Origin of the sequence: Kitasatospora sp. SolWspMP-SS2h (assembly GCF_003259315.1) — a bacterium.
In the GTDB taxonomy this organism is placed as follows: domain Bacteria; phylum Actinomycetota; class Actinomycetes; order Streptomycetales; family Streptomycetaceae; genus Kitasatospora; species Kitasatospora fiedleri.
In genome coordinates this window covers 1-18,273 of sequence record NZ_QLLT01000026.1, presented here as the reverse complement: position 1 = coordinate 18,273, position 18,273 = coordinate 1, and the positions used below count along the sequence as shown (strand labels likewise).

General features: G+C 74.1%; 16 protein-coding genes and 1 tRNA gene. 16 read left to right on the top strand and 1 reads right to left on the bottom strand.

Features of this window, described 5'->3' with window-relative positions; all coding sequences use genetic code 11:
• Positions 1 to 293: 293 nt before the first annotated feature.
• From K353_RS27140 to K353_RS27100, 9 genes are all read left to right on the top strand, one after another.
• Positions 294 to 3,893 (top strand): Rne/Rng family ribonuclease, encoded by a 3,600-nt coding sequence (locus K353_RS27140; protein ID WP_111556161.1) that lies wholly within the window; start codon positions 294 to 296, stop codon positions 3,891 to 3,893.
• A 254-nt stretch (positions 3,894 to 4,147) separates the two neighbouring features.
• Positions 4,148 to 4,465 carry a 50S ribosomal protein L21 gene (gene rplU, locus K353_RS27135; protein ID WP_100836127.1) on the top strand — a complete coding sequence of 106 codons (318 nt, stop codon included), beginning with the start codon at positions 4,148 to 4,150 and terminating at the stop codon, positions 4,463 to 4,465.
• A 37-nt stretch (positions 4,466 to 4,502) separates the two neighbouring features.
• Complete coding sequence (gene rpmA / locus K353_RS27130) at positions 4,503 to 4,760, top strand: 50S ribosomal protein L27 (RefSeq protein ID WP_030906548.1); 258 nt, start codon at positions 4,503 to 4,505, stop codon at positions 4,758 to 4,760.
• 101 nt (positions 4,761 to 4,861) lie between these two features.
• Positions 4,862 to 6,322, top strand: a complete 1,461-nt coding sequence (obgE, locus tag K353_RS27125; protein WP_111556160.1) for a GTPase ObgE — start codon at positions 4,862 to 4,864, stop codon at positions 6,320 to 6,322.
• Between the two features lie 179 nt (positions 6,323 to 6,501).
• Positions 6,502 to 7,638 carry a glutamate 5-kinase gene (gene proB, locus K353_RS27120; RefSeq protein WP_111556159.1) on the top strand — a complete coding sequence of 379 codons (1,137 nt, stop codon included), beginning with the start codon at positions 6,502 to 6,504 and terminating at the stop codon, positions 7,636 to 7,638.
• An 80-nt stretch (positions 7,639 to 7,718) separates the two neighbouring features.
• On the top strand, positions 7,719 to 8,177 hold the full coding sequence (locus tag K353_RS27115) for a hypothetical protein (RefSeq protein ID WP_111556158.1): 459 nt from the start codon (positions 7,719 to 7,721) through the stop codon (positions 8,175 to 8,177).
• Positions 8,178 to 8,339: 162 nt separating this feature from the next.
• Positions 8,340 to 9,647 (top strand): glutamate-5-semialdehyde dehydrogenase, encoded by a 1,308-nt coding sequence (locus K353_RS27110; RefSeq protein ID WP_111556157.1) that lies wholly within the window; start codon positions 8,340 to 8,342, stop codon positions 9,645 to 9,647.
• 118 nt (positions 9,648 to 9,765) lie between these two features.
• Positions 9,766 to 10,404, top strand: coding sequence for a hypothetical protein (locus tag K353_RS27105; protein ID WP_111556156.1), 639 nt, complete (start codon positions 9,766 to 9,768; stop codon positions 10,402 to 10,404).
• An 85-nt stretch (positions 10,405 to 10,489) separates the two neighbouring features.
• Positions 10,490 to 11,548 (top strand): hypothetical protein, encoded by a 1,059-nt coding sequence (locus tag K353_RS27100; protein WP_111556155.1) that lies wholly within the window; start codon positions 10,490 to 10,492, stop codon positions 11,546 to 11,548.
• 88 nt (positions 11,549 to 11,636) lie between these two features.
• Here the strand turns inward: K353_RS27100 and K353_RS27095 are convergent, their stop codons facing one another.
• The gene (locus K353_RS27095) at positions 11,637 to 12,722 is read right to left on the bottom strand and encodes a M48 family metallopeptidase (protein ID WP_111556154.1); all 1,086 of its coding nucleotides are present in this window, start codon (positions 12,720 to 12,722) and stop codon (positions 11,637 to 11,639) included.
• Between the two features lie 271 nt (positions 12,723 to 12,993).
• Here K353_RS27095 and K353_RS27090 point away from each other — a divergent pair, with 271 nt between their 5' ends.
• The 7 genes from K353_RS27090 to K353_RS27065 all read left to right on the top strand — a co-directional run bounded on the left by K353_RS27090 (position 12,994) and on the right by K353_RS27065 (position 18,253).
• The gene (locus K353_RS27090; protein WP_111556153.1) at positions 12,994 to 13,221 is read left to right on the top strand and encodes a hypothetical protein; all 228 of its coding nucleotides are present in this window, start codon (positions 12,994 to 12,996) and stop codon (positions 13,219 to 13,221) included.
• A gap of 334 nt (positions 13,222 to 13,555) precedes the next feature.
• Positions 13,556 to 13,705 carry a hypothetical protein gene (locus K353_RS34965; protein WP_199528258.1) on the top strand — a complete coding sequence of 50 codons (150 nt, stop codon included), beginning with the start codon at positions 13,556 to 13,558 and terminating at the stop codon, positions 13,703 to 13,705.
• A 315-nt stretch (positions 13,706 to 14,020) separates the two neighbouring features.
• Positions 14,021 to 14,659, top strand: a complete 639-nt coding sequence (nadD, locus tag K353_RS27085; protein ID WP_111556152.1) for a nicotinate-nucleotide adenylyltransferase — start codon at positions 14,021 to 14,023, stop codon at positions 14,657 to 14,659.
• Positions 14,660 to 14,678: 19 nt separating this feature from the next.
• Entirely contained in the window at positions 14,679 to 16,844 is a 2,166-nt protein-coding gene (locus K353_RS27080) for an LCP family protein (RefSeq protein ID WP_111556151.1), read from the top strand.
• 146 nt (positions 16,845 to 16,990) lie between these two features.
• Positions 16,991 to 17,428: a ribosome silencing factor gene (rsfS, locus tag K353_RS27075; RefSeq protein WP_100836116.1), complete on the top strand. Its 438-nt coding sequence runs from the start codon at positions 16,991 to 16,993 to the stop codon at positions 17,426 to 17,428.
• A complete protein-coding gene (locus tag K353_RS27070) occupies positions 17,425 to 18,072 on the top strand; it encodes a histidine phosphatase family protein (protein WP_111556206.1) in 648 nt (215 codons plus the stop codon). The genes rsfS and K353_RS27070 overlap by 4 nt, the downstream gene beginning before the upstream one ends.
• Before the next feature lie 108 nt (positions 18,073 to 18,180).
• A tRNA-Ala gene (locus K353_RS27065) sits at positions 18,181 to 18,253 on the top strand.
• The last annotated feature ends 20 nt before the right edge of the window (positions 18,254 to 18,273 follow it).

Sequence of the window (18,273 nt, the reverse complement as noted above, 5' to 3'; positions counted from 1 at the left end):
TGTGGCTCCCCGGCCCCCGCGGCTCCCCAGGGGAGCGAGCGTCGTCGCGCGCAGGCCCGGCCGTCCTTTCGGCCCGGCCCTTGAAAACTGAGAAGAACTGGTCAGACCAGAAGACTTTTCGACCCCCCGCGTCCCGCGGGGGGTTGAGCGAGACTACGAGCCCCTGTGCGGTCTCACGTCCGCACGACGGCACCGTGGGAGCCGGACCGCCCGAAGCGGCGTCCGGCTGGTGAACGCGGTGGAGCGTCGTGCCAGGACGCGGAGCCCGGGGGCCTGACGGGAGACACACCCGCATGCTCGAAAACACCGAACCGCAGCCCGCTGCGGCCGACAACAACGACGACAACGGGGCCGACGGCGCCGCTGCGGCGCCGCCGCGCCGCCGACGCCGAGCGGTGTCCCGCCCGGCCGGCTCCCCGCAGGGTGCCGCGGGCGAGGGCGACGGAACCGTGGTGGCGGCCCCCGCCGCCCCGACGGCCGCCGAGGCCGAGGCCTCGGCCGCCGAGCCAGTGGCGGAGGAGAAGCCCGCCCGTGCCCGGCGCACCCGCAAGCGTGCCGAGGCTCCGGCCGGTGCGCCGGAGGCCCCCGCCGCGGTCGAGGTGCCCGCCGAGGCCCCGGCCGCCGAGTCCGCCGCCGAGCCGGTGGCGGAGGAGAAGCCGGTCCGCGCCCGCCGTACCCGCAAGCGTGCCGAGGCTCCGGCCGGTGCGCCGGAGGCCCCCGCCGCGGTCGAGGTGCCCGCCGAGGCCCCGGCCGCCGAGTCCGCCGCCGAGCCGGTGGCGGAGGAGAAGCCGGTCCGTGCCCGCCGTACCCGCAAGCGCGCCTCCGCGCCGGTCCAGTCGCCAGTGGCGGCCGAGGAGCCGGCCGTCGAGCCCGCGCCCGAGGCCGAACCGGTCGCCGAGGAGGAGCCGGAGGCCGAGGCCCCGGTCGAGGCGGTCGCGGAGCCCGAGCCGGTCGTCGAGGCCGAGCCGCCGCGCGCCCGCCGCCGGGCCGTCCGCCCGTCCACCGCGATCTTCCAGGCGCCGGTGTTCCAGGAGCCCGAGCCCTTCACCGCCCCCGCGCCCGCCGCCAAGGCCGCCACGGCCAAGAGCGCCGCCGCCAAGACCACCGCCGCCAAGGCTGCCGAGCCGGCTCCGGCCGCCGCGGTCGAGGAGGAGCGGGCGTCCGAGGAGGAGTTCGAGTACAGCGGCGTCGGCCGCCGCCGCCGGGTCCGCACCGCGGTGCGCGTCCAGCAGCCGGCCAAGTCCGCGAAGGCCGCCCAGCAGCCCGCCAGGGCCGCCGCTCCGGCTGCGCCGGCCGCCCCGGTCGAGGCCCCCGCCGAGGTCGAGGCGCCCGCCGCCGGCCCCGAGCAGGACGCCGAGTGGGAGGACGACCGCCCGTCCCGCCGCCGCCGTCGCGGTGGCCGTCGCCGCCGTCGCGGTGACGCCGAGGACGCGCCCGAGTCGGCCGAGGCCGAGAGCGCCGAGACCGAGGCCGAGGACGCCGCCCACCAGGGCTCCGACGCGGGCGACGACCACGACGAGGCCGAGGACGACCAGGAGGACGACCTGGCCGCCGGCCTGTCCTCCTCGCGCCGCCGCCGTCGCCGTCGCCGCCGCAGCGGTGAGGGCGCCGACCAGCCGGAGGCCAGCGAGGACGGCGTGCGCACCGTGGTGAAGGTGCGCGAGCCGCGCCGCCGCTCCGCGGAGCCCGCGTTCGACCCGGACGAGGTGCAGTCCATCAAGGGCTCCACCCGCCTGGAGGCCAAGAAGCAGCGCCGCCGCGAGGGCCGCGAGCTGGGCCGCCGCCGCGTCCCGATCATCACCGAGGCCGAGTTCCTGGCCCGCCGGGAGTCCGTCGAGCGGGTCATGGTGGTCCGCCAGAACGGCGCCCGCACCCAGATCGGCGTGCTCGAGGACGGCGTGCTGGTCGAGCACTACGTCAACAAGGAGCAGGCCACCAGCTACGTCGGCAACGTGTACCTGGGCAAGGTGCAGAACGTGCTGCCGTCCATGGAGGCCGCGTTCGTCGACATCGGCAAGGGCCGCAACGCCGTGCTGTACGCGGGCGAGGTCAACTTCGGCGCGCTCGGCGGCCACGGCGGCCCGCGCCGGATCGAGTCGGTGCTGAAGTCCGGCCAGTCCGTGCTGGTGCAGGTCTCCAAGGACCCGATCGGCCACAAGGGCGCCCGGCTGACCAGCCAGATCTCGCTGCCCGGCCGCTACCTGGTGTACGTGCCCGAGGGCTCGATGACCGGCATCTCCCGCAAGCTGCCGGAGAACGAGCGGGCCCGCCTCAAGCAGATCCTCAAGAAGATCGTCCCGGACGACGCGGGCGTGATCGTGCGCACCGCCGCCGAGGGCGCCTCCGAGGACGAGCTCACCCGCGACGTCCAGCGCCTCCAGCAGCAGTGGGAGGAGATCCAGAAGAAGGCCGCCACCGGCAACGCCCCGGCGCTGCTGTACGGCGAGCCCGACATGACCGTCCGCGTCGTCCGCGACATCTTCAACGAGGACTTCACCAAGGTCATCGTCAGCGGCACCGACGCCTGGAGCACCATCCACGACTACGTCACCAACGTCGCCCCCGACCTCACCGAGCGCCTGCAGCGCTGGACCTCGGACGTCGACGTGTTCGCCACCTACCGGATCGACGAGCAGCTGATGAAGGCGCTGGACCGCAAGGTCTGGCTGCCCTCCGGCGGCTCGCTGGTGATCGACCGGACCGAGGCGATGGTCGTCGTCGACGTCAACACCGGCAAGTTCGTCGGCCAGGGCGGCAACCTGGAAGAGACCGTCACCCGCAACAACATCGAGGCGGCCGAGGAGATCGTCCGCCAGCTGCGGCTGCGCGACCTCGGCGGCATCATCGTGATCGACTTCATCGACATGGTGCTGGAGTCCAACCGGGACCTGGTGCTGCGCCGCCTGCTGGAGTGCCTGGGCCGGGACCGCACCAAGCACCAGGTCGCCGAGGTCACCTCGCTCGGCCTGGTCCAGATGACCCGCAAGCGGGTCGGCCAGGGCCTGCTGGAGTCCTTCTCCGAGCCCTGCGTGCACTGCAACGGCCGCGGCGTGATCGTCCACATGGACCAGCCCGGCCACGGCCACCAGGGCTCGCACGCCGCCGCCTCCTCCGGCACCGGCGAGGGCGGCGGCAAGCGCCGCCGCCGGGGCCGCGGCGGGGCCGGCGGCGCGGAGGGCGACGCGGTCGAGGGTCTCGGGTCGGTCGAGTCCGCCGAGGTCGCCGAGGCGGTCGAGGCCGCGGAGACCGTCCTGGACGTGGTCGAGGAGCTGGAGCCGGTCGACGCGTTCGCCGACACCGAGATCGTCGAGACCGGCGCCGTCGAGGCCGAGCCGGTGCGGGCCGCCGAGGCCGCCCGGGCCGTCGTCGAGGAGAAGCCCGGCCTGGTGGAGATCCCGCCGGCCGCCCCCGCGGCGGGCGGGCGCACCCGGCGCCGCGCGGTGCGCAAGGCCACCGCTCCGGCCGGGGCGTCCGGCGAGGCCGAGATCGTGGTCCTGCAGGCCCGCGCCGAGGCCGCGATGGAGGCCGCGCTGAGCGCCGCCGAGAAGTCGGCCGCCGAGCAGCAGTCGGCCGTCGAGGTCGCCGGGACGGCCGCGGAGGTGGCGGCCGAGGCCGTCGCCGCGGTGGAGCCCGGGGCCGATGTCACCGTCGAGGTCGACACCGAGCAGCCCGTCGAGGACCCGGCCGAGGAGGCCGCGCCGAAGAAGCGGGCCCCCCGGAAGACCGCGGCCAAGACCGCGACCGCCGCCAAGAAGACCACGGCGGCCAAGAAGACCGCGGCGAAGAAGACCACCGCCGCGGCCGCCAAGAAGACGACCGCCCGCAAGACCGCCACCAAGCGGACCACGGCGGCCAAGAAGGCCGCCGCCGAGGGCGACGGCGCCGCGGAGTGAGCCCGGCCGCGGAGTGAGCCCACGGGGGCCGGGAGCAGCGCCGACGCGCCGCTCCCGGCCCCTCCGCACGTCCCGGTTTGTCTTCGGATGGGCCGGTCCGTATCCTTGACCATCGGCGTGTTGACGCCGCGCTCCAGAGCACCTCACCTCCCGGGTGGACGCCGCTTCCGGCGTTTGACGGGGGAGGCCGCTTGTGTCCATACCCAGGCGGCTGGCATCCGGAGTTCCGACCGAGTTAGGAAAGCAGGTACCGCATGTACGCGATCGTTCGCGCCGGCGGCCGCCAGCACAAGGTCGCCGTGGGCGACGTGCTGGAGATCGACCGTATCGACGCCAAGCCGGGTGACTCGGTCGAGCTCTCGACCATCCTCGTCGTCGACGGTGAGTCCATCACCTCCGACCCGTGGGTGCTCGGTGGCGTGAAGGCGCACGCCGAGGTCGTCGACCACACCAAGGGCGACAAGATCGTCATCCTGCGCTACAAGAACAAGACCGGCTACCGCCGTCGTCAGGGCCACCGCCAGAAGCACACCGCGGTGCGCATCACCAGCATCGACTCGGTCAGCAAGTAACCACTTCCCGCGGTCTTCCTAGAAAGGGGATAGCCAGATGGCACACAAGAAGGGTGCGAGTTCCACTCGCAACGGTCGTGACTCGAACGCCCAGCGCCTCGGCGTGAAGCGCTTCGGCGGTCAGGTCGTCTCCGCCGGCGAGATCATCGTCCGCCAGCGTGGCACCCACTTCCACCCGGGCGCCAACGTCGGCCGGGGCGGCGACGACACGCTGTTCGCGCTGACCGCCGGTGCCGTGGAGTTCGGCAACCGCCGCGGCCGCAAGGTCGTCAACATCGTGGCCGTCGAGGCCTGAGTCCGTACAGACTCGCTGTGAAGGGTGGGCCGGGATGATCCGGGCCCACCCTTCCGCTTTACCGCAGGACACCCTTTTCTTTCGCCCGGGAGGCACCGCTCATGACCACCTTCGTGGACCGCGTCGAACTGCACGTCGCCGCGGGTAACGGGGGCCACGGCTGCGCCTCCGTGCACCGGGAGAAGTTCAAGCCGCTGGGCGGCCCCGACGGGGGCAACGGCGGCGAGGGCGGCTCGGTCATCCTGGTCGTGGACCCGCAGGTCACCACGCTCCTGGAGTACCACCACTCGCCCAAGCGCAAGGCCACCAACGGCAAGCCCGGCGCGGGCGGTCACCGCACCGGCGCGGTCGGCCCGGACATCGTGCTGCCCGTCCCGGACGGCACCGTCGTGCTCGACCGCAGGGGGAACGTGCTGGCCGACCTGGTCGGCCCCGGCACCAGCTTCGTCGCCGCCCAGGGCGGCCGCGGCGGCCTGGGCAACGCGGCGCTGGCCTCCGCCCGCCGCAAGGCCCCCGGCTTCGCGCTGCTCGGCGAGCCCGGCGAGGCCCGCGACATCGTGATGGAGCTGAAGTCCGTCGCCGACGTCGCGCTGGTCGGCTACCCGAGCGCCGGCAAGTCCTCGCTGATCTCGGTGCTCTCCGCCGCCAAGCCGAAGATCGCGGACTACCCGTTCACCACCCTCGTCCCCAACCTCGGCGTGGTGACCGCCGGCGAGACCGTCTACACGATCGCCGACGTGCCCGGCCTGATCCCCGGCGCCAGCCAGGGCAAGGGCCTGGGCCTGGAGTTCCTGCGGCACGTCGAGCGCTGCGAGGTGCTGGTGCACGTCCTGGACTGCGCCACCCTGGAGCCGGGCCGCGACCCGCTCACCGACCTGGAGACCATCGAGGACGAACTCGCCCAGTACGGCGGCCTGGAGGACCGGCCGCGGCTGGTCGCGCTCAACAAGGTCGACGTCCCGGACGGCCAGGACATCGCCGACCTGACCCGCGCCTCGCTGGAGGAGCGCGGCTACCGGGTGTTCGAGGTCTCCGCGCTCGCCCACAAGGGCCTGCGCGAACTCTCCTTCGCGCTGGCCGAGATCGTCGCCGCCGCGCGCGCCGCCAAGCCGGTCCAGGAGAACACCCGGATCGTCATCCGGCCCACCGCCGTCGACGACGCCGGCTTCACCATCGAGGAGGAGGACGGCGCCTACCGGATCCGCGGCGGCAAGCCCGAACGCTGGGTCCGGCAGACCGACTTCGCCAACGACGAGGCGGTCGGCTACCTCGCCGACCGGCTGGCCCGGCTCGGCGTCGAGCAGGAGCTGTGGAAGATCGGCGCCCAGGAGGGCGACACCGTCATCATCGGCCCCGAGGACAACGCGGTCGTCTTCGACTGGGAGCCCACCATGGCGGCCGGCGCCGAGATGCTCGGCCGGCGCGGCGAGGACCACCGGATGGAGACCCAGCGCCCCGCCGTCGACCGCCGCCGCGAGCGGCAGCGCGGCCGGGACTCGGCGGAGCAGGAGTACCTGGAGTTCGAGGCGCTCTCCTCCGGCCGCGAGCAGCTCGACCAGTAGGGGCGCAACCGCACGACGGGGGCGCGGGCGGACCGCCCGCGCCCCCGTCCGCGCTTTCCGGGCCCGGCCCCGCGCCGGGGCGCCGCCCGGACGTCTCACGCCTCGTCGCGATTTCGTGACCCGCAATCCGGCTCGCTAGATTGCGGGCGTACACAGGGCGCGTCGGAAAGGTCGGACTGATGGTGGATCAGCTGCTCCGCGAGGAGGTCGTTTCGGCGCGGCGGATCGTGGTGAAGGTCGGCTCCTCCTCGCTGACCACCGCCGCCGGCGGACTCGACGCGGACCGGGTGGACGCCCTGGTCGACGCGCTGGCCAAGCTGCGCCGCCGCCCGGACGCGCCGGAGCTGGTGCTGGTCTCCTCCGGCGCGATCGCGGCCGGCCTGGCCCCGCTCGGCCTGGAGAAGCGCCCCGGGGACCTGGCCCGGCAGCAGGCCGCGGCCAGCGTCGGCCAGGGGCTGCTGGTGGCCCGGTACACGGCCTCCTTCGCGCGCTACGGGGTGCGGGTCGGGCAGGTGCTGCTGACCGCCGAGGACGCCAGCCGCCGGGCCCACTACCGAAACGCCTACCGGACGCTGGAGCAGCTGCTGACGATGGGCGCGGTGCCGGTCGTCAACGAGAACGACACGGTGGCCACCGCCGAGATCAGGTTCGGCGACAACGACCGGCTGGCCGCGCTGGTGGCCCACCTGGTCCGGGCCGACCTGCTGGTGCTGCTCTCCGACGTGGACGGCCTGTACGACGGCGACCCGGCCAAGCCCGGCACCAGCCGGATCGAGCTGGTGCGCGGCCCGGAGGACCTGGCGGGCGTCGAGGTCGGCAGCGCCGGCCGGGCGGGCGTCGGCACCGGCGGCATGGTCACCAAGGTCGAGGCGGCCCGGATCGCCACCGGCGCGGGCATCCCGGTGGTGCTGACGGCGGCCAGCCAGGCGGCCGACGCGCTGGCCGGCCGGCCCACCGGCACGCTGTTCCGGCGCACCGGCAGCCGCTCCGCCGACCGGCTGCTCTGGCTGGAGCACGCCTCCTCCCCGCGCGGCTCGCTGACCCTGGACGACGGGGCGGTGGCGGCCGTCGTGCACGGCGGGAAGTCCCTGCTGCCCGCCGGGGTGACCCGGGTGGAGGGCGAGTTCGCCGCGGGTGATCCGGTCGACCTTCTTGGCGAAAACGGTCACATCGTCGCCCGCGGACTGGTCAACTTTGATGCGAGGGAGTTGCCCCGTCTGCTCGGCCGGTCCACCCGAGAACTGGCCCAGGAGCTCGGTGCCGCGTACGAACGCGAGGTCGTCCACCGCGACGACCTGGTCGTGCTGCGCGGCTGAGCGCGGGCGGCGGGCCCGGTACGGGGGGTGGGAGCAGCGGGCCGGGGGGTCCGCGCGACACGCTGAATGGGAGGCCGCCGGTGGTTCGCAGGCGGGAGGAAGCGCTGCCGGGGCAGAGGCCCGAGCGGCGGCTCACCAGCATCGAGGGCGGCCGGGACGTCGAGCAGCGGGAGGCCCCGCGGGAGGCTCCGCGCGAACAGGCCCGGATGTGGCACGTGGTGCTGAGCGTGGCGGGCGCGGCGACACCGCTGCCGGAACTGCGGACGGCCCTGGAGAAACTGGCGCACGACCACTCGTTCTTCCTGACCGCCCGCTACGCCGCGGACCACGCCGAGGTCCGCTACTGGGAGGAGGCGCGGGACCTGCACGACGCGGCGGCGATCGCGCTGCGGCTGTGGGGCGAGCACAGGGCCAGCGCGAAGCTCCCGGCCTGGGAGATCGTCGGCCTGGAGGTGGTGGACCGCCCGACGTACCACAAGCGGGTCGCGGAGGGCTTCGGGGCCCCGCCGCCGCAGCTCGGCGGGGTGCACCCGTACTGACCCGGCGGGTGGTGGTCCGGGGCGTGCTCCCGGGCCGGGCTTCCCGGCCGCGGTCCGTGCCGGGCTTCCGGGCGGTCGACCGGGGGCGTGCTCCCGGGCCGGGCGTCTCAGCGGGCGAAATGCGCGCCGGAACGGGGCGGTCGGCTCGCTAGGCTTTGCGGCATGAGCGATCTCACCGCCACCGCCGACAGCCCCGTCCTCGCCGCCGCGCGCCGTGCCCGGGAGGCGGCCGCCGCCCTGGCGCCAGTGCCGCGCTCGGTGAAGGACGCCGCGCTGCTGGCGATCGCGGACGCGCTGGTCGAGCGGGCCGAGGAGATCACCGCCGCCAACGCGGAGGACGTCGAGCGGGCCCGCGCGGCCGGCACCGCCGAGTCGGTGATCGACCGGCTGACGCTGACCGGGGAGCGGATCGCCGCGATCGCCGCCGACGTCCGCAGCGTGGTCGGCCTGCCCGACCCGGTGGGCGAGGTGGTCCGCGGCTACACCCTGCCCAACGGCCTCGACGTGCGCCAGGTCCGCGTCCCGCTGGGCGTGGTCGGCATCATCTACGAGGCCCGGCCGAACGTCACGGTGGACGCCGCCGCGCTCTGCCTGAAGTCCGGCAACGCGGTGCTGCTGCGCGGCTCGGGCTCCGCGTACCGCTCCAACACCGCGCTGGTGGAGGTGCTGCGCGCGGCGGTGGCCGGCGCGGGCCTGCCGGCCGACGTGATCCAGCTGGTGCCGGGCGAGAGCCGCGAGTCGGTGCAGGAGCTGATGCGCGCCCGCGGCCTGGTCGACGTGCTGATCCCGCGCGGCGGCGCCTCGCTGATCCGCACCGTGGTCGAGGGCTCGACCGTCCCGGTGATCGAGACCGGCACCGGCAACTGCCACGTGTACGTGGACGCCCAGGCCGACCTGGCGATGGCCGTCGGCGTGCTGCTGAACTCCAAGGCGCAGCGGGTCAGCGTCTGCAACTCGGCCGAGACCCTGCTGGTGCACCAGGACGTCGCGGACGCCTTCCTGCCGCTCGCGCTGGCCGCGCTGGCCGGGGCCGGCGTCACCGTGCACGGCGACGACGCGGTGCTCAAGGCCGCCGAGGGCACCGGGGTGACGGCCGTCCCGGCGACCGAGGAGGACTGGGGGACCGAGTACCTGTCGCTGGACCTGGCCGCCGCCGTGGTGCCCTCGCTGGAGGCCGCGGTGGAGCACATCCGCCGCTACTCCTCGGGCCACACCGAGGCGATCGTCACCGGCTCGCAGCCGGCCGCCCGCCGCTTCACCCAGCTCGTCGACTCCACCACGGTGGCCGTCAACGCCTCGACCCGGTTCACCGACGGCGGCGAGTTCGGCTTCGGCGCGGAGATCGGCATCTCCACCCAGAAGCTGCACGCCCGCGGCCCGATGGGCCTGCCGGAGCTGACCAGCACCAAGTACATCGTCACCGGCGACGGGCACGTGCGCGGCGAGGCCCGGCAGACCGTCGGCGGCTGAGCCCGCGGCAGGGGGCGGGCGGGGCGGCGGTGGCCCGCGCGGCCGAATGCCGTAGCCCGTCCGGACCCGATCGGCCGGACCCACAGACAAAAGCCCCGGCCGGTAATACATTGAAGCCGTGGCTGAGGATGTGGGGGGCTCGCCGTACTCCGACGGCGCCGACCACGGTGGTGCGGACGACGAGTTCGCCACCGTGGTCCTCGACGAGAGCTTCGTCCGCTCCGCCGCCGTGCACGAGCCGAGCGCCCGGGAGCGGCAGCTCGCCGCCGCCGAGGCCCGGCTCGAACCGGAACAGGCCGGTGCGGCCCGGAGCTACGAGTTCACCGAGTCCGCCGAGTTCGTCGGCGTGGGCGAGGCGCTGCCGCTGGAGCTGCGCCCGCTGCCCGGCGGACTCGACGAGGACCGCTTCTACCCCGACCCGTGGTCCGGGTGCGACCGGCAGGAGCGGCGCACCCGCCGCTCCCGGGTCCGCGCCTTCGACCCGCTGCGCGGCGGGACGGTCGCCCAGCAGCGCTGGCACCGGCCGGTGGCCTGGGTGCTGGCCCTGGTGATGGGCGTCGGCCTGGTCGCGCTGTCGGTCGCCGCGGTGTACCGGGGCGTCGGCGGGGCCGGTCAGGACTCGCCGGCCCGCCCGGCCAGCGGCAGCAGCAGCCAGCCCAAGGACAGCGGCGCCCCGTCCGGGGCCGCCTCGTCCGGGGGCGTCCCGTCCGCGGTGCCGGTGCAGCCGTCCGCGGTGGCCGCCGTCCCGGTGGGCTGATGCCCCTCGGGGACGTCACGCACCGTCGCGTGCTCGTTGCCCGCGCCCCCTCGTCGCGAGCGGCCCGCGAGTCTACCCTGGTGTCATGGGTGACCCGCGCGAGCCTCCTGGGGGCACGCCCGAGGGTGGTTCCAACGATGACGAGTTCCGGTCCGTCGTCTTCGACGAATCGTTCGTCCGGGCTGCCCGGATCCAGGAGCTGTCCGCGCAGGAGCGGCTGTCGGGCGCCCCGGGCCGGGCCACCCGGCCGCGCGGCTGGGGCTGGCTGGCCGCGCCCCGGCAGGCCATCGCCCTGCTGCTGGTCGTCGCGCTGGCGTTCGCCGCGGCCGTCTACTTCGGGATCAGCTCCCCGCGCGGGGAGGTCGCCCCGCCCAGCGGCACCCAGCTGAGCATCAGCCTCACCCCGCTCGCCCCGGCCGGGGCGGTCACCGCGGCCGCCGACCACGCCGACCCGTTCGCCGGACTGCCCGCCGGGTACGCCGACGGCCCGGCCGGGCTCGGGCTGCCGACCGCCACCGCCACCGCCCACTTCACCGGCTCCCAGGTGCAGCGGGCCCTCGACTCCGTCCAGCACTACCTGGTGGCCTCCGAACTGAACCCGGCCACCCTGACCGCCAACGAGACTGCGCAGGTCCGCGACCTGCTCACGGCCGGCGAACTCGCCCAGTACGACGACAGCACGAACTCGCCCCGGGACGACCAGCACCACGACGCCACCGGCTGGATGGTCCGCTTCGACCCCGGGCAGGTCGCGCTGGCCACCGACACCGTCAAGGCCGCCGGCAGCATCCACATCGGCGAACTCGACAGCGACACCCTGCAGGTCACCACCGACCACACCCTGGTGTACGCGCTGCGCCCGGCCGGCACCACCAGCGACCCGTCGGTCACCCTGTACGCGGTGCGCCGGGCGGTGCGCATCGACGTCGACCGGGCCGACCTGGACATCGGCCGGCTGCGGGTGGTCGACGCCGCCGTGCAGGCCGGGCCCAGCTCCTGCACGGCCGGGCAGAGCGACTACCTGCAGCCGATCCTGGCCACCGCGGCGGGCGTCCGCCCGAGCACCCCGCCGGTCGTCGACCCGACCGACCACGGGCGACCGGCCTGGCAGTCCTGCGGGGTGCTCGGGCCGATCACCGGCTGAACCGGCTGGTGCCCGAGGGTCCGGTCGGGCGGTCGGGCGGTCGGGCGGTGGGGCGGTGGGCGGTCGGGCGGTCGTCGGATCGGTCCGGTCAGTCCTGCGACTCGCCGTCCTTGGTGCCGCCGCCGCCGCTGTTGCTGCCGCCGTTGCCGCGGCCGGCGCCCGCGAAGGTGTCGCGGAGCTTGCCGCCGACCGTGCCGACGCCGTTGCCCAGGTCGCGCAGCAGGCCCATCAGCGGGTCCTTGCTCTCCTTCACCGACTGCGAGTACGACTCGGCGGCCGCCTTCCACTGCGCGCCGACCGTGGTCTCCGGGTCGTCGCCGCGGCGCGGGTACGCCCCGGCCAGGATCGAGCGGTACTCCTCGCTCTCCGCCCACTTCTTCAGCTGGGCCACCCGGGTCACCGCGAAGGGGTGGGACTGCGGCAGCACCTGGAGCAGCTTCAGCACGCTGTCGCGCAGGTCACCGGCCTTGTCGTACTCTGCGGCCTGCTCCAGGAACGCGTCCACGTTCATCTCCGACAGGTGCGCGCCGCCGGCCAGCTTCATCAGCGACCGCATCGACGCCTGCAGGTCCTGACCGGCCAGCAGGCCGGCCCGGTCGCTGGACAGCTCGGCCTTGCGGAACCACTCCTTGAGCGCGGTGATCAGCGCGGTGATCGCCAGGTTGCCCAGCGGTATCCAGCCGATCCGGGCCGCCAGATTGGTGAGGATCATCAGCATCGTCTGGTACACGGCGTGCCCGGACATCGCGTGGCCGACCTCGTGGCCGATCACCACCCGCAGCTCCTCCTCGTCCATCAGCTCGACCAGCCCGGTGGTGACCACGATCACCGGGGTCTCCATGCCGATGCAGTACGCGTTGACCTTCGGGTCCTGGGAGACGTACAGCTCCGGGACCTTCTCCAGGTCCAGCACGTAGGCGGCGTCGCGGACCATGTCGTACAGCTCCGGGAACTGACGCTCCGACGTCTTGACCGCGGTGGCCAGGAACAGCAGGCGCACGCTGCGCTCCGACACCAGGCCGGCCAGCTTCTTCAGGATGTCGTCGAAACCGGAGAGCTTGCGCAGCGCCACCAGCCCCGAGCGGTCCGCCGGGTGCTCCCAGGCCCGGGTGGAGATGTCGGGGAAGCGCTGGCGGCGGCGGCTCGGCGCGGAACCCTTGGTCATGTCGGTCATTGAGTACCTCTCCTGGATCGACGCCGGCACCGGCACCTGCGGCCGGCCCCCGCTGCTTTCCACTTCAACGTCGGTGTGTCCGTACTCGTCCCCGCGGTCACGCTACGCCGTCCGCCCCGCGGCCGGGGAGGGCGGGGACGGGCCTTCCCGGTCGCTTCCCCCTGGTGCCGGGCTTGCTGCCCGTCCGCTCGGGGACACTCCGGGGGGCCGGGCCGGGGCGGCGGTAAACGGGACTACGCTGGCTCTGCCGTACCGAACAAGGAGCCCCGTGATGACCTCTGCCGACCTGGTCCAGCTCGCCGGACCGATCTCCACCGAGAACGGCCCCGGTCTGTTCCTGCGGTTCATCCTGATCGCCTCCTTCGTCGGAGTCGGCCTGATGGTGTGGGCGCTGGCCCGGGCGAACCGCGACGGCGCGAAGCGCGACGCGGCCCGTGAGTCCGCCGGCGAGGCCGAGCGGACCGGGGCGGCCGGACGCACGGCCGACGACCTGAACTGACTCGGCCTGGCCTTGGGCCGACCTGGCTCTGGGCCGACCGGACTGCTCCGGCGCCGGGTCCGGGCCCGGGTCGTCGGGCCGCCCGGGTCGTCGGGGCTGTCGGAGGACCGGTCGGAAGGCTGGTCGGAGCGCCGGGCGGGCCGTGGGCGCCGGGCCTTCCGGACGCCCGTTCCCGGTGCGGGCGTCGCGCCGCCGACCGGACGACGGTTCACGGGTGGTCAGACGCGGTGGGCCGCCGCGCGGTTGCGTGTCGGGCCCCCGTACGATGAGCGCGCGGGCCGTACGGTCCGTGACCGCCTGGTCCTCACACCGAGCCGAGAAGGTCCCGCCGATCATGAGCCCTGCTGCCCTGCCCGCCATCGTCCACCTCGCCGAGGAGGGCGGTAACCACGACAGCCTCAACCCCCTGCTGACGGGTGGCGGGGCGCTGTTCATCCTGCTGCTCCTGCTGTTCATCACCACCCGCTTCAACCGCGACCGCTGACCCCGGTCGCACCGCCGCCCCGTCCGCCGCGCGTCTGCGGCCCCCGGGGTGGCGGAGCTCGGTGCGGCCGGGGCCCGTCGACGGGCGGAATCCCCGGGACATCCGGGTCGCGTAAGGTGTGGCGCCATGAGAGAGCAGGTCGAGACCTCCGGGACGAACGTGGCGCCGGGCACCTCCGCGCCAGGCACCCCGGCAGCTGGCGCTCCGGCGGTGGACGCTCCCGCGACGAACGCTCCGGCCGTGGGCACACCGGCTGCGGGCGCCCCGGCCGCAGGCACGTCGTCCGTGAGCGCACCGGCCGTGGACGCACCGGCTGTGGACGCACCGGCTGTGGACGCACGGGTGCCGGGAGACGCTCCGCGCAGGCGGCGGCTGGGCGTGATGGGCGGCACCTTCGACCCCATCCACCACGGCCACCTGGTCGCCGCAAGCGAGGTGGCGAGCGCCTTCCAGCTGGACGAGGTGATCTTCGTCCCCACCGGGAAGCCCTGGCAGAAGTCCGACCGCCAGGTCTCCCCGGCCGAGGACCGCTACCTGATGACGGTGATCGCCACCGCCGAGAACCCCCAGTTCTCGGTCAGCCGGATCGACATCGACCGCAACGGCCCCACCTACACCGTCGACACCCTGCGCGAGCTGCGCGGCCTCCACCCCGACGCCGAGCTCTTCTTCATCACCGGCGCCGACGCCCTCGCCCAGATCATCTCCTGGCGCTCCTCCGAGGAACTCTTCGACCTCGCGCACTTCATCGGCTGCACCAGGCCGGGCCATACTCTCTCCGACACCGGCCTGCCGGTCGGCGGCGTCTCGCTGGTCGAGGTGCCCGCACTCGCCATCTCCTCCACCGACTGCCGGGTGCGCGTCGCCAAGGGCGAACCCATCTGGTACCTGGTGCCGGACGGCGTGGTCCGATACATCCACAAGCGGGCGCTGTACGCGTCGGCCCGGCCTTGATGCCCCCGGGAGGGACGACGTGACCGGAACGTCCGACGACCAGAACTGGTTCGGCCAGCACCCCCAGCCCCGCCCGCCCCACCCCCAGCAGCAACAACAGCAGCCGCCGTCGCCGCAACAGCAGCAGCCCGGGTACTACCCGCAGCAGGGGTACGAGCAGCAGGGGTACGAGCAGCAGGGCTACGGGCAGCAGGGATACGAGGGCTACGAGCAGCAGCCGTCGCAGCAGCAGCAGCCGTACGGGCAGGGCGGTCAGTACGACCAGTACGGCGGCGGTAGCCAGTACCAGCAGCCCGGGGGGTACCCGCAGGCCCCGTACGGCGAATACGGTGACGGCGGGCAGCAGGCCGCCGTGCCCGGGTACCCGGCGCAGGGCTACGACCAGGGCGGGTACGAGCAGCCCGGGTACGGGCAGGGCGGCTACGGGCAGTCCGGGTACCCAGGTCAGGGCTATGAGCAGTCCCCCGGTTACGGGCAGGGCGGATATGAGCCGCAGGGGTTCGAACAGGGCGGCTACCAGGGGCAGTTCGACGACCCGCGGCAGGGCGGCGATCAGCAGGGCGGGGACGCGTACGGGCAGCAGCAGCCCTACGACCCCTCCTACGGGCAGCAGCAGCCCGAGTCGGGGCGTTACCCGCAGTCGACCGCGACGCAGGCCCCCGGGCAGGTGCCCGGACAGGCTTCCGGGCCCGGGTCCGAGCGGGCGGCCGGCCGGGCGGCCGGGCGCGGGGTGCCGCCGGTGAGCCCGGTGGCGGGGCCGGCTGCCGCCGGGGTGGTGCCGCCGCGGGCGCGTCCGGGGGCGGCGGGCTCGACCGGGTCGGTCGGGTCGGTCGGGTCGACCGGAACGGCTGCGTCGGCGGAGGAGCCGTCCGAGCTGGTCGGTGGCCGGGCGGCGGCGGCCCGGGCGCAGGCCAAGGGCGGGGACTCGTACACCACGGGCGAGTTCAGCTTCGTCGACGAGCAGACGGAGGAGTCCGAGGACGCGATCGACTGGCTGAAGTTCGCCGAGTCGCGCAGCGAGGTGCGGGCCGAGCGCCGGCGGCGGCTGCGCAACCGGCTGGTCTCGTTGCTGGTGGTCGTGGCGGTGCTGGCGTCCGGCACGGTGGGCTACCTGTGGTGGAGCGGGAAGCTCGGCGGCGGGGACGACGCGGCTGCGGCGGTCGGTGGCCGGTACGTCAACGTGGTGCACCTGTACGACCCGCAGGGCAAGATCACCACCGCCCTGCTGGTCGACGACGAGGGCGGCAGGAAGGCGACCGTGCTGCTGCTGCCGGACGCCCTGCAACTGCCCAGCAACGGCGATTCCGCCACCACGACGATGAGCAAGGCCCCGTCGGAGCTCGGCGCCTCCGCCACCCGCGACGGCCTCTCCGCGGTGCTCGGCGCCAAGGTGGCCGGCACCTGGCGGCTGGACACCCCCTACCTGCTGCTGCTGGTCACCCAGCTCGGCGGCGTCAAGGTGGACACCAATGCCGAGGTGCGCGAGGGGAACAAGGCGGACGGCAAGGTGCTCGCCCCGGCGGGCAAGGACGTCCTGCTGAGCGGGCACGCCGCCGTCGCCTACGCGACCCTGCAGGCGCCCGGTGAGACCCCGGACGCCCAACTCGCCCGGTTCGGCCAGGTGATGGCCGGGGTGATCAACGCCATGCCGACCACCATGGCGGAGGCCACCGACGACGTGCACCGGATGAACATGGTCCCCGACCCGTCGCTCCCCGAGAGCGCGCTGGCCGGCGTGCTGGTCAACCTGGCCAAGCAGGCGAAGGCCGGGCACCTGTCCACCGCCGTGCTCACCGCCAAGCCCGACGGCACCCTGGACGACGCCACCGCGGGCAAGCAGGTGAAGGAGATCCTCGGCGGTGCCATCGGCAGCGCCAAGGGCACCGGCGGTTCCACCCGCGTCACCGTGGTCAACGCCTCCGGCAGTGAGACCTCGGTGGCCGCCGCGCAGGTCGCGGTGATCAACGCGGGCATGGACGCGCTGCCGTCCAGCGCCAAGGCGACCGAGCAGGCGACCTCCGAGATCCGCTACACCGACGACGCCAAGCAGTCGGCGGCCCTCACCCTGGCCACCAGCATGGGTCTGCCGGACTCCGCGGTGAAGAAGGTCGCCGACGCGCAGAACGCGGACCTGGTGCTGGTGGTCGGCAAGGACTACCAGCCGCCGTCCCAGAAGACGCAGTGAGCGGAGGCGGCCGCGCGGGGGCGGCCGGGGTGCCGTCGAGGCGCCGTTGAGGCGGGGTCGGAGCCCCCGGGCGGAAACGCTCGGGGGCTCCGTCGCGTTCGTGAGATCCTGGGAGGGTATCCCCACAGCCGAGCCGGAAGAGCAACGTGACCGTCACCGACCGAAGCCAGGAACTGATCACCGTCGCCGCACAGGCGGCGGCCGACAAGCTGGCGCACGACATCATCGCCTTCGACGTCAGCGAGGTGCTGTCGATCACCGACGCCTTCCTGATCGCCTCCGCCGCCAACGACCGCCAGGTGCGGTCGATCGCCGAGGAGATCGAGGACCAGCTGCGCGAGAAGCTCGACATCAAGCCGGTGCGCCGGGAGGGCGAGCGCGAGGGCCGTTGGATCCTGCTCGACTACCTGGACATCGTGGTGCACGTCCAGCACTCCGAGGAGCGCTCCTTCTACTCGCTCGACCGCCTGTGGAAGGACTGCCCCGAGCTGCCGCTCCCCGAGGACGCGCTGGCCACCCGCAACCGGCCGGAGAACGCCGTCACCGACGCCGCCGGCAACGCCGTCTCCGGGGGCGACCTCTGAGCCGCTCGGCGGTCTGGCCGCGCATCGTCTTCTGGCGGCACGGCCAGACCTCCTGGAACCTCGAATCGCGGTTCCAAGGCACGACGGACATCGAGCTCACCGACCAGGGCGTCTTCCAGGCCCAGCGGGCGGCCCGGCTGCTCGCCGGGCTCCGGCCCGACCTGCTGATCTCCTCCGACCTGCAGCGGGCCCGGCGCACCGCCGCCGAGCTCGCCGGGCTGACCGGCCTCGAGGTGCACCACCACGAGGGCCTGCGGGAGACCTACGCGGGGGAGTGGCAGGGGCTCACCAACGCCGAGATCCGGGCCCGGTACCCGGAGCAGTACGAGGCGTGGGCGAACGGCGAGCAGGTGCGCCGCGGCGGCGGCGAGCTGGCCACCGAGGTGGCCGACCGGGCCGTCCCGGTGGTGCTCGACGCGGTGGACAAGCTGCCGGAGGGCGGCACCCTGGTGGTGGTCAGCCACGGCGGCACCATCCGCACCATGATCGGCCGGATGCTGGGCCTGGAGCCTCGGCTGTGGGAGCGCTTCGGCGGTCTCTCCAACTGCTGCTGGTCGGTGCTCGGGCAGGACACGCGCGGCTGGCGGCTGCTGGAGCACAACGCGGGAACGCTGCCGCAGCCGGTCATCGGCGACGAGACCTGACGGCCGCCCGACCCGGATTTCACAGTTCCGGCTCTGACCAGCTAGAGTCTTCCTCGTTCGCAGCGAGGAACGCAGACGGGAAACCGGGGGCGGGAGTCGCGGAACTGCGGGGCTATAGCTCAGTTGGTAGAGCGATTGCATGGCATGCAATAGGTCAGGAGTTCGATTCTCCTTAGCTCCACTCCGCACCGGTGGTCCGTG

What these genes read in the sequence shown, in the direction of transcription:
- K353_RS27140 (WP_111556161.1), top strand. Translation starts at nt 294, where the DNA reads ATGCTCGAAAACACCGAACCGCAGCCCGCTGCGGCCGACAACAACGAC.
- rplU (WP_100836127.1), top strand. Translation starts at nt 4,148, where the DNA reads ATGTACGCGATCGTTCGCGCCGGCGGCCGCCAGCACAAGGTCGCCGTG.
- rpmA (WP_030906548.1), top strand. Translation starts at nt 4,503, where the DNA reads ATGGCACACAAGAAGGGTGCGAGTTCCACTCGCAACGGTCGTGACTCG.
- obgE (WP_111556160.1), top strand. Translation starts at nt 4,862, where the DNA reads ATGACCACCTTCGTGGACCGCGTCGAACTGCACGTCGCCGCGGGTAAC.
- proB (WP_111556159.1), top strand. Translation starts at nt 6,502, where the DNA reads ATGGTGGATCAGCTGCTCCGCGAGGAGGTCGTTTCGGCGCGGCGGATC.
- K353_RS27110 (WP_111556157.1), top strand. Translation starts at nt 8,340, where the DNA reads ATGAGCGATCTCACCGCCACCGCCGACAGCCCCGTCCTCGCCGCCGCG.
- K353_RS27100 (WP_111556155.1), top strand. Translation starts at nt 10,490, where the DNA reads ATGGGTGACCCGCGCGAGCCTCCTGGGGGCACGCCCGAGGGTGGTTCC.
- K353_RS27095 (WP_111556154.1), bottom strand. Translation starts at nt 12,722, where the DNA reads ATGACCGACATGACCAAGGGTTCCGCGCCGAGCCGCCGCCGCCAGCGC.
- K353_RS27090 (WP_111556153.1), top strand. Translation starts at nt 12,994, where the DNA reads ATGACCTCTGCCGACCTGGTCCAGCTCGCCGGACCGATCTCCACCGAG.
- K353_RS34965 (WP_199528258.1), top strand. Translation starts at nt 13,556, where the DNA reads ATGAGCCCTGCTGCCCTGCCCGCCATCGTCCACCTCGCCGAGGAGGGC.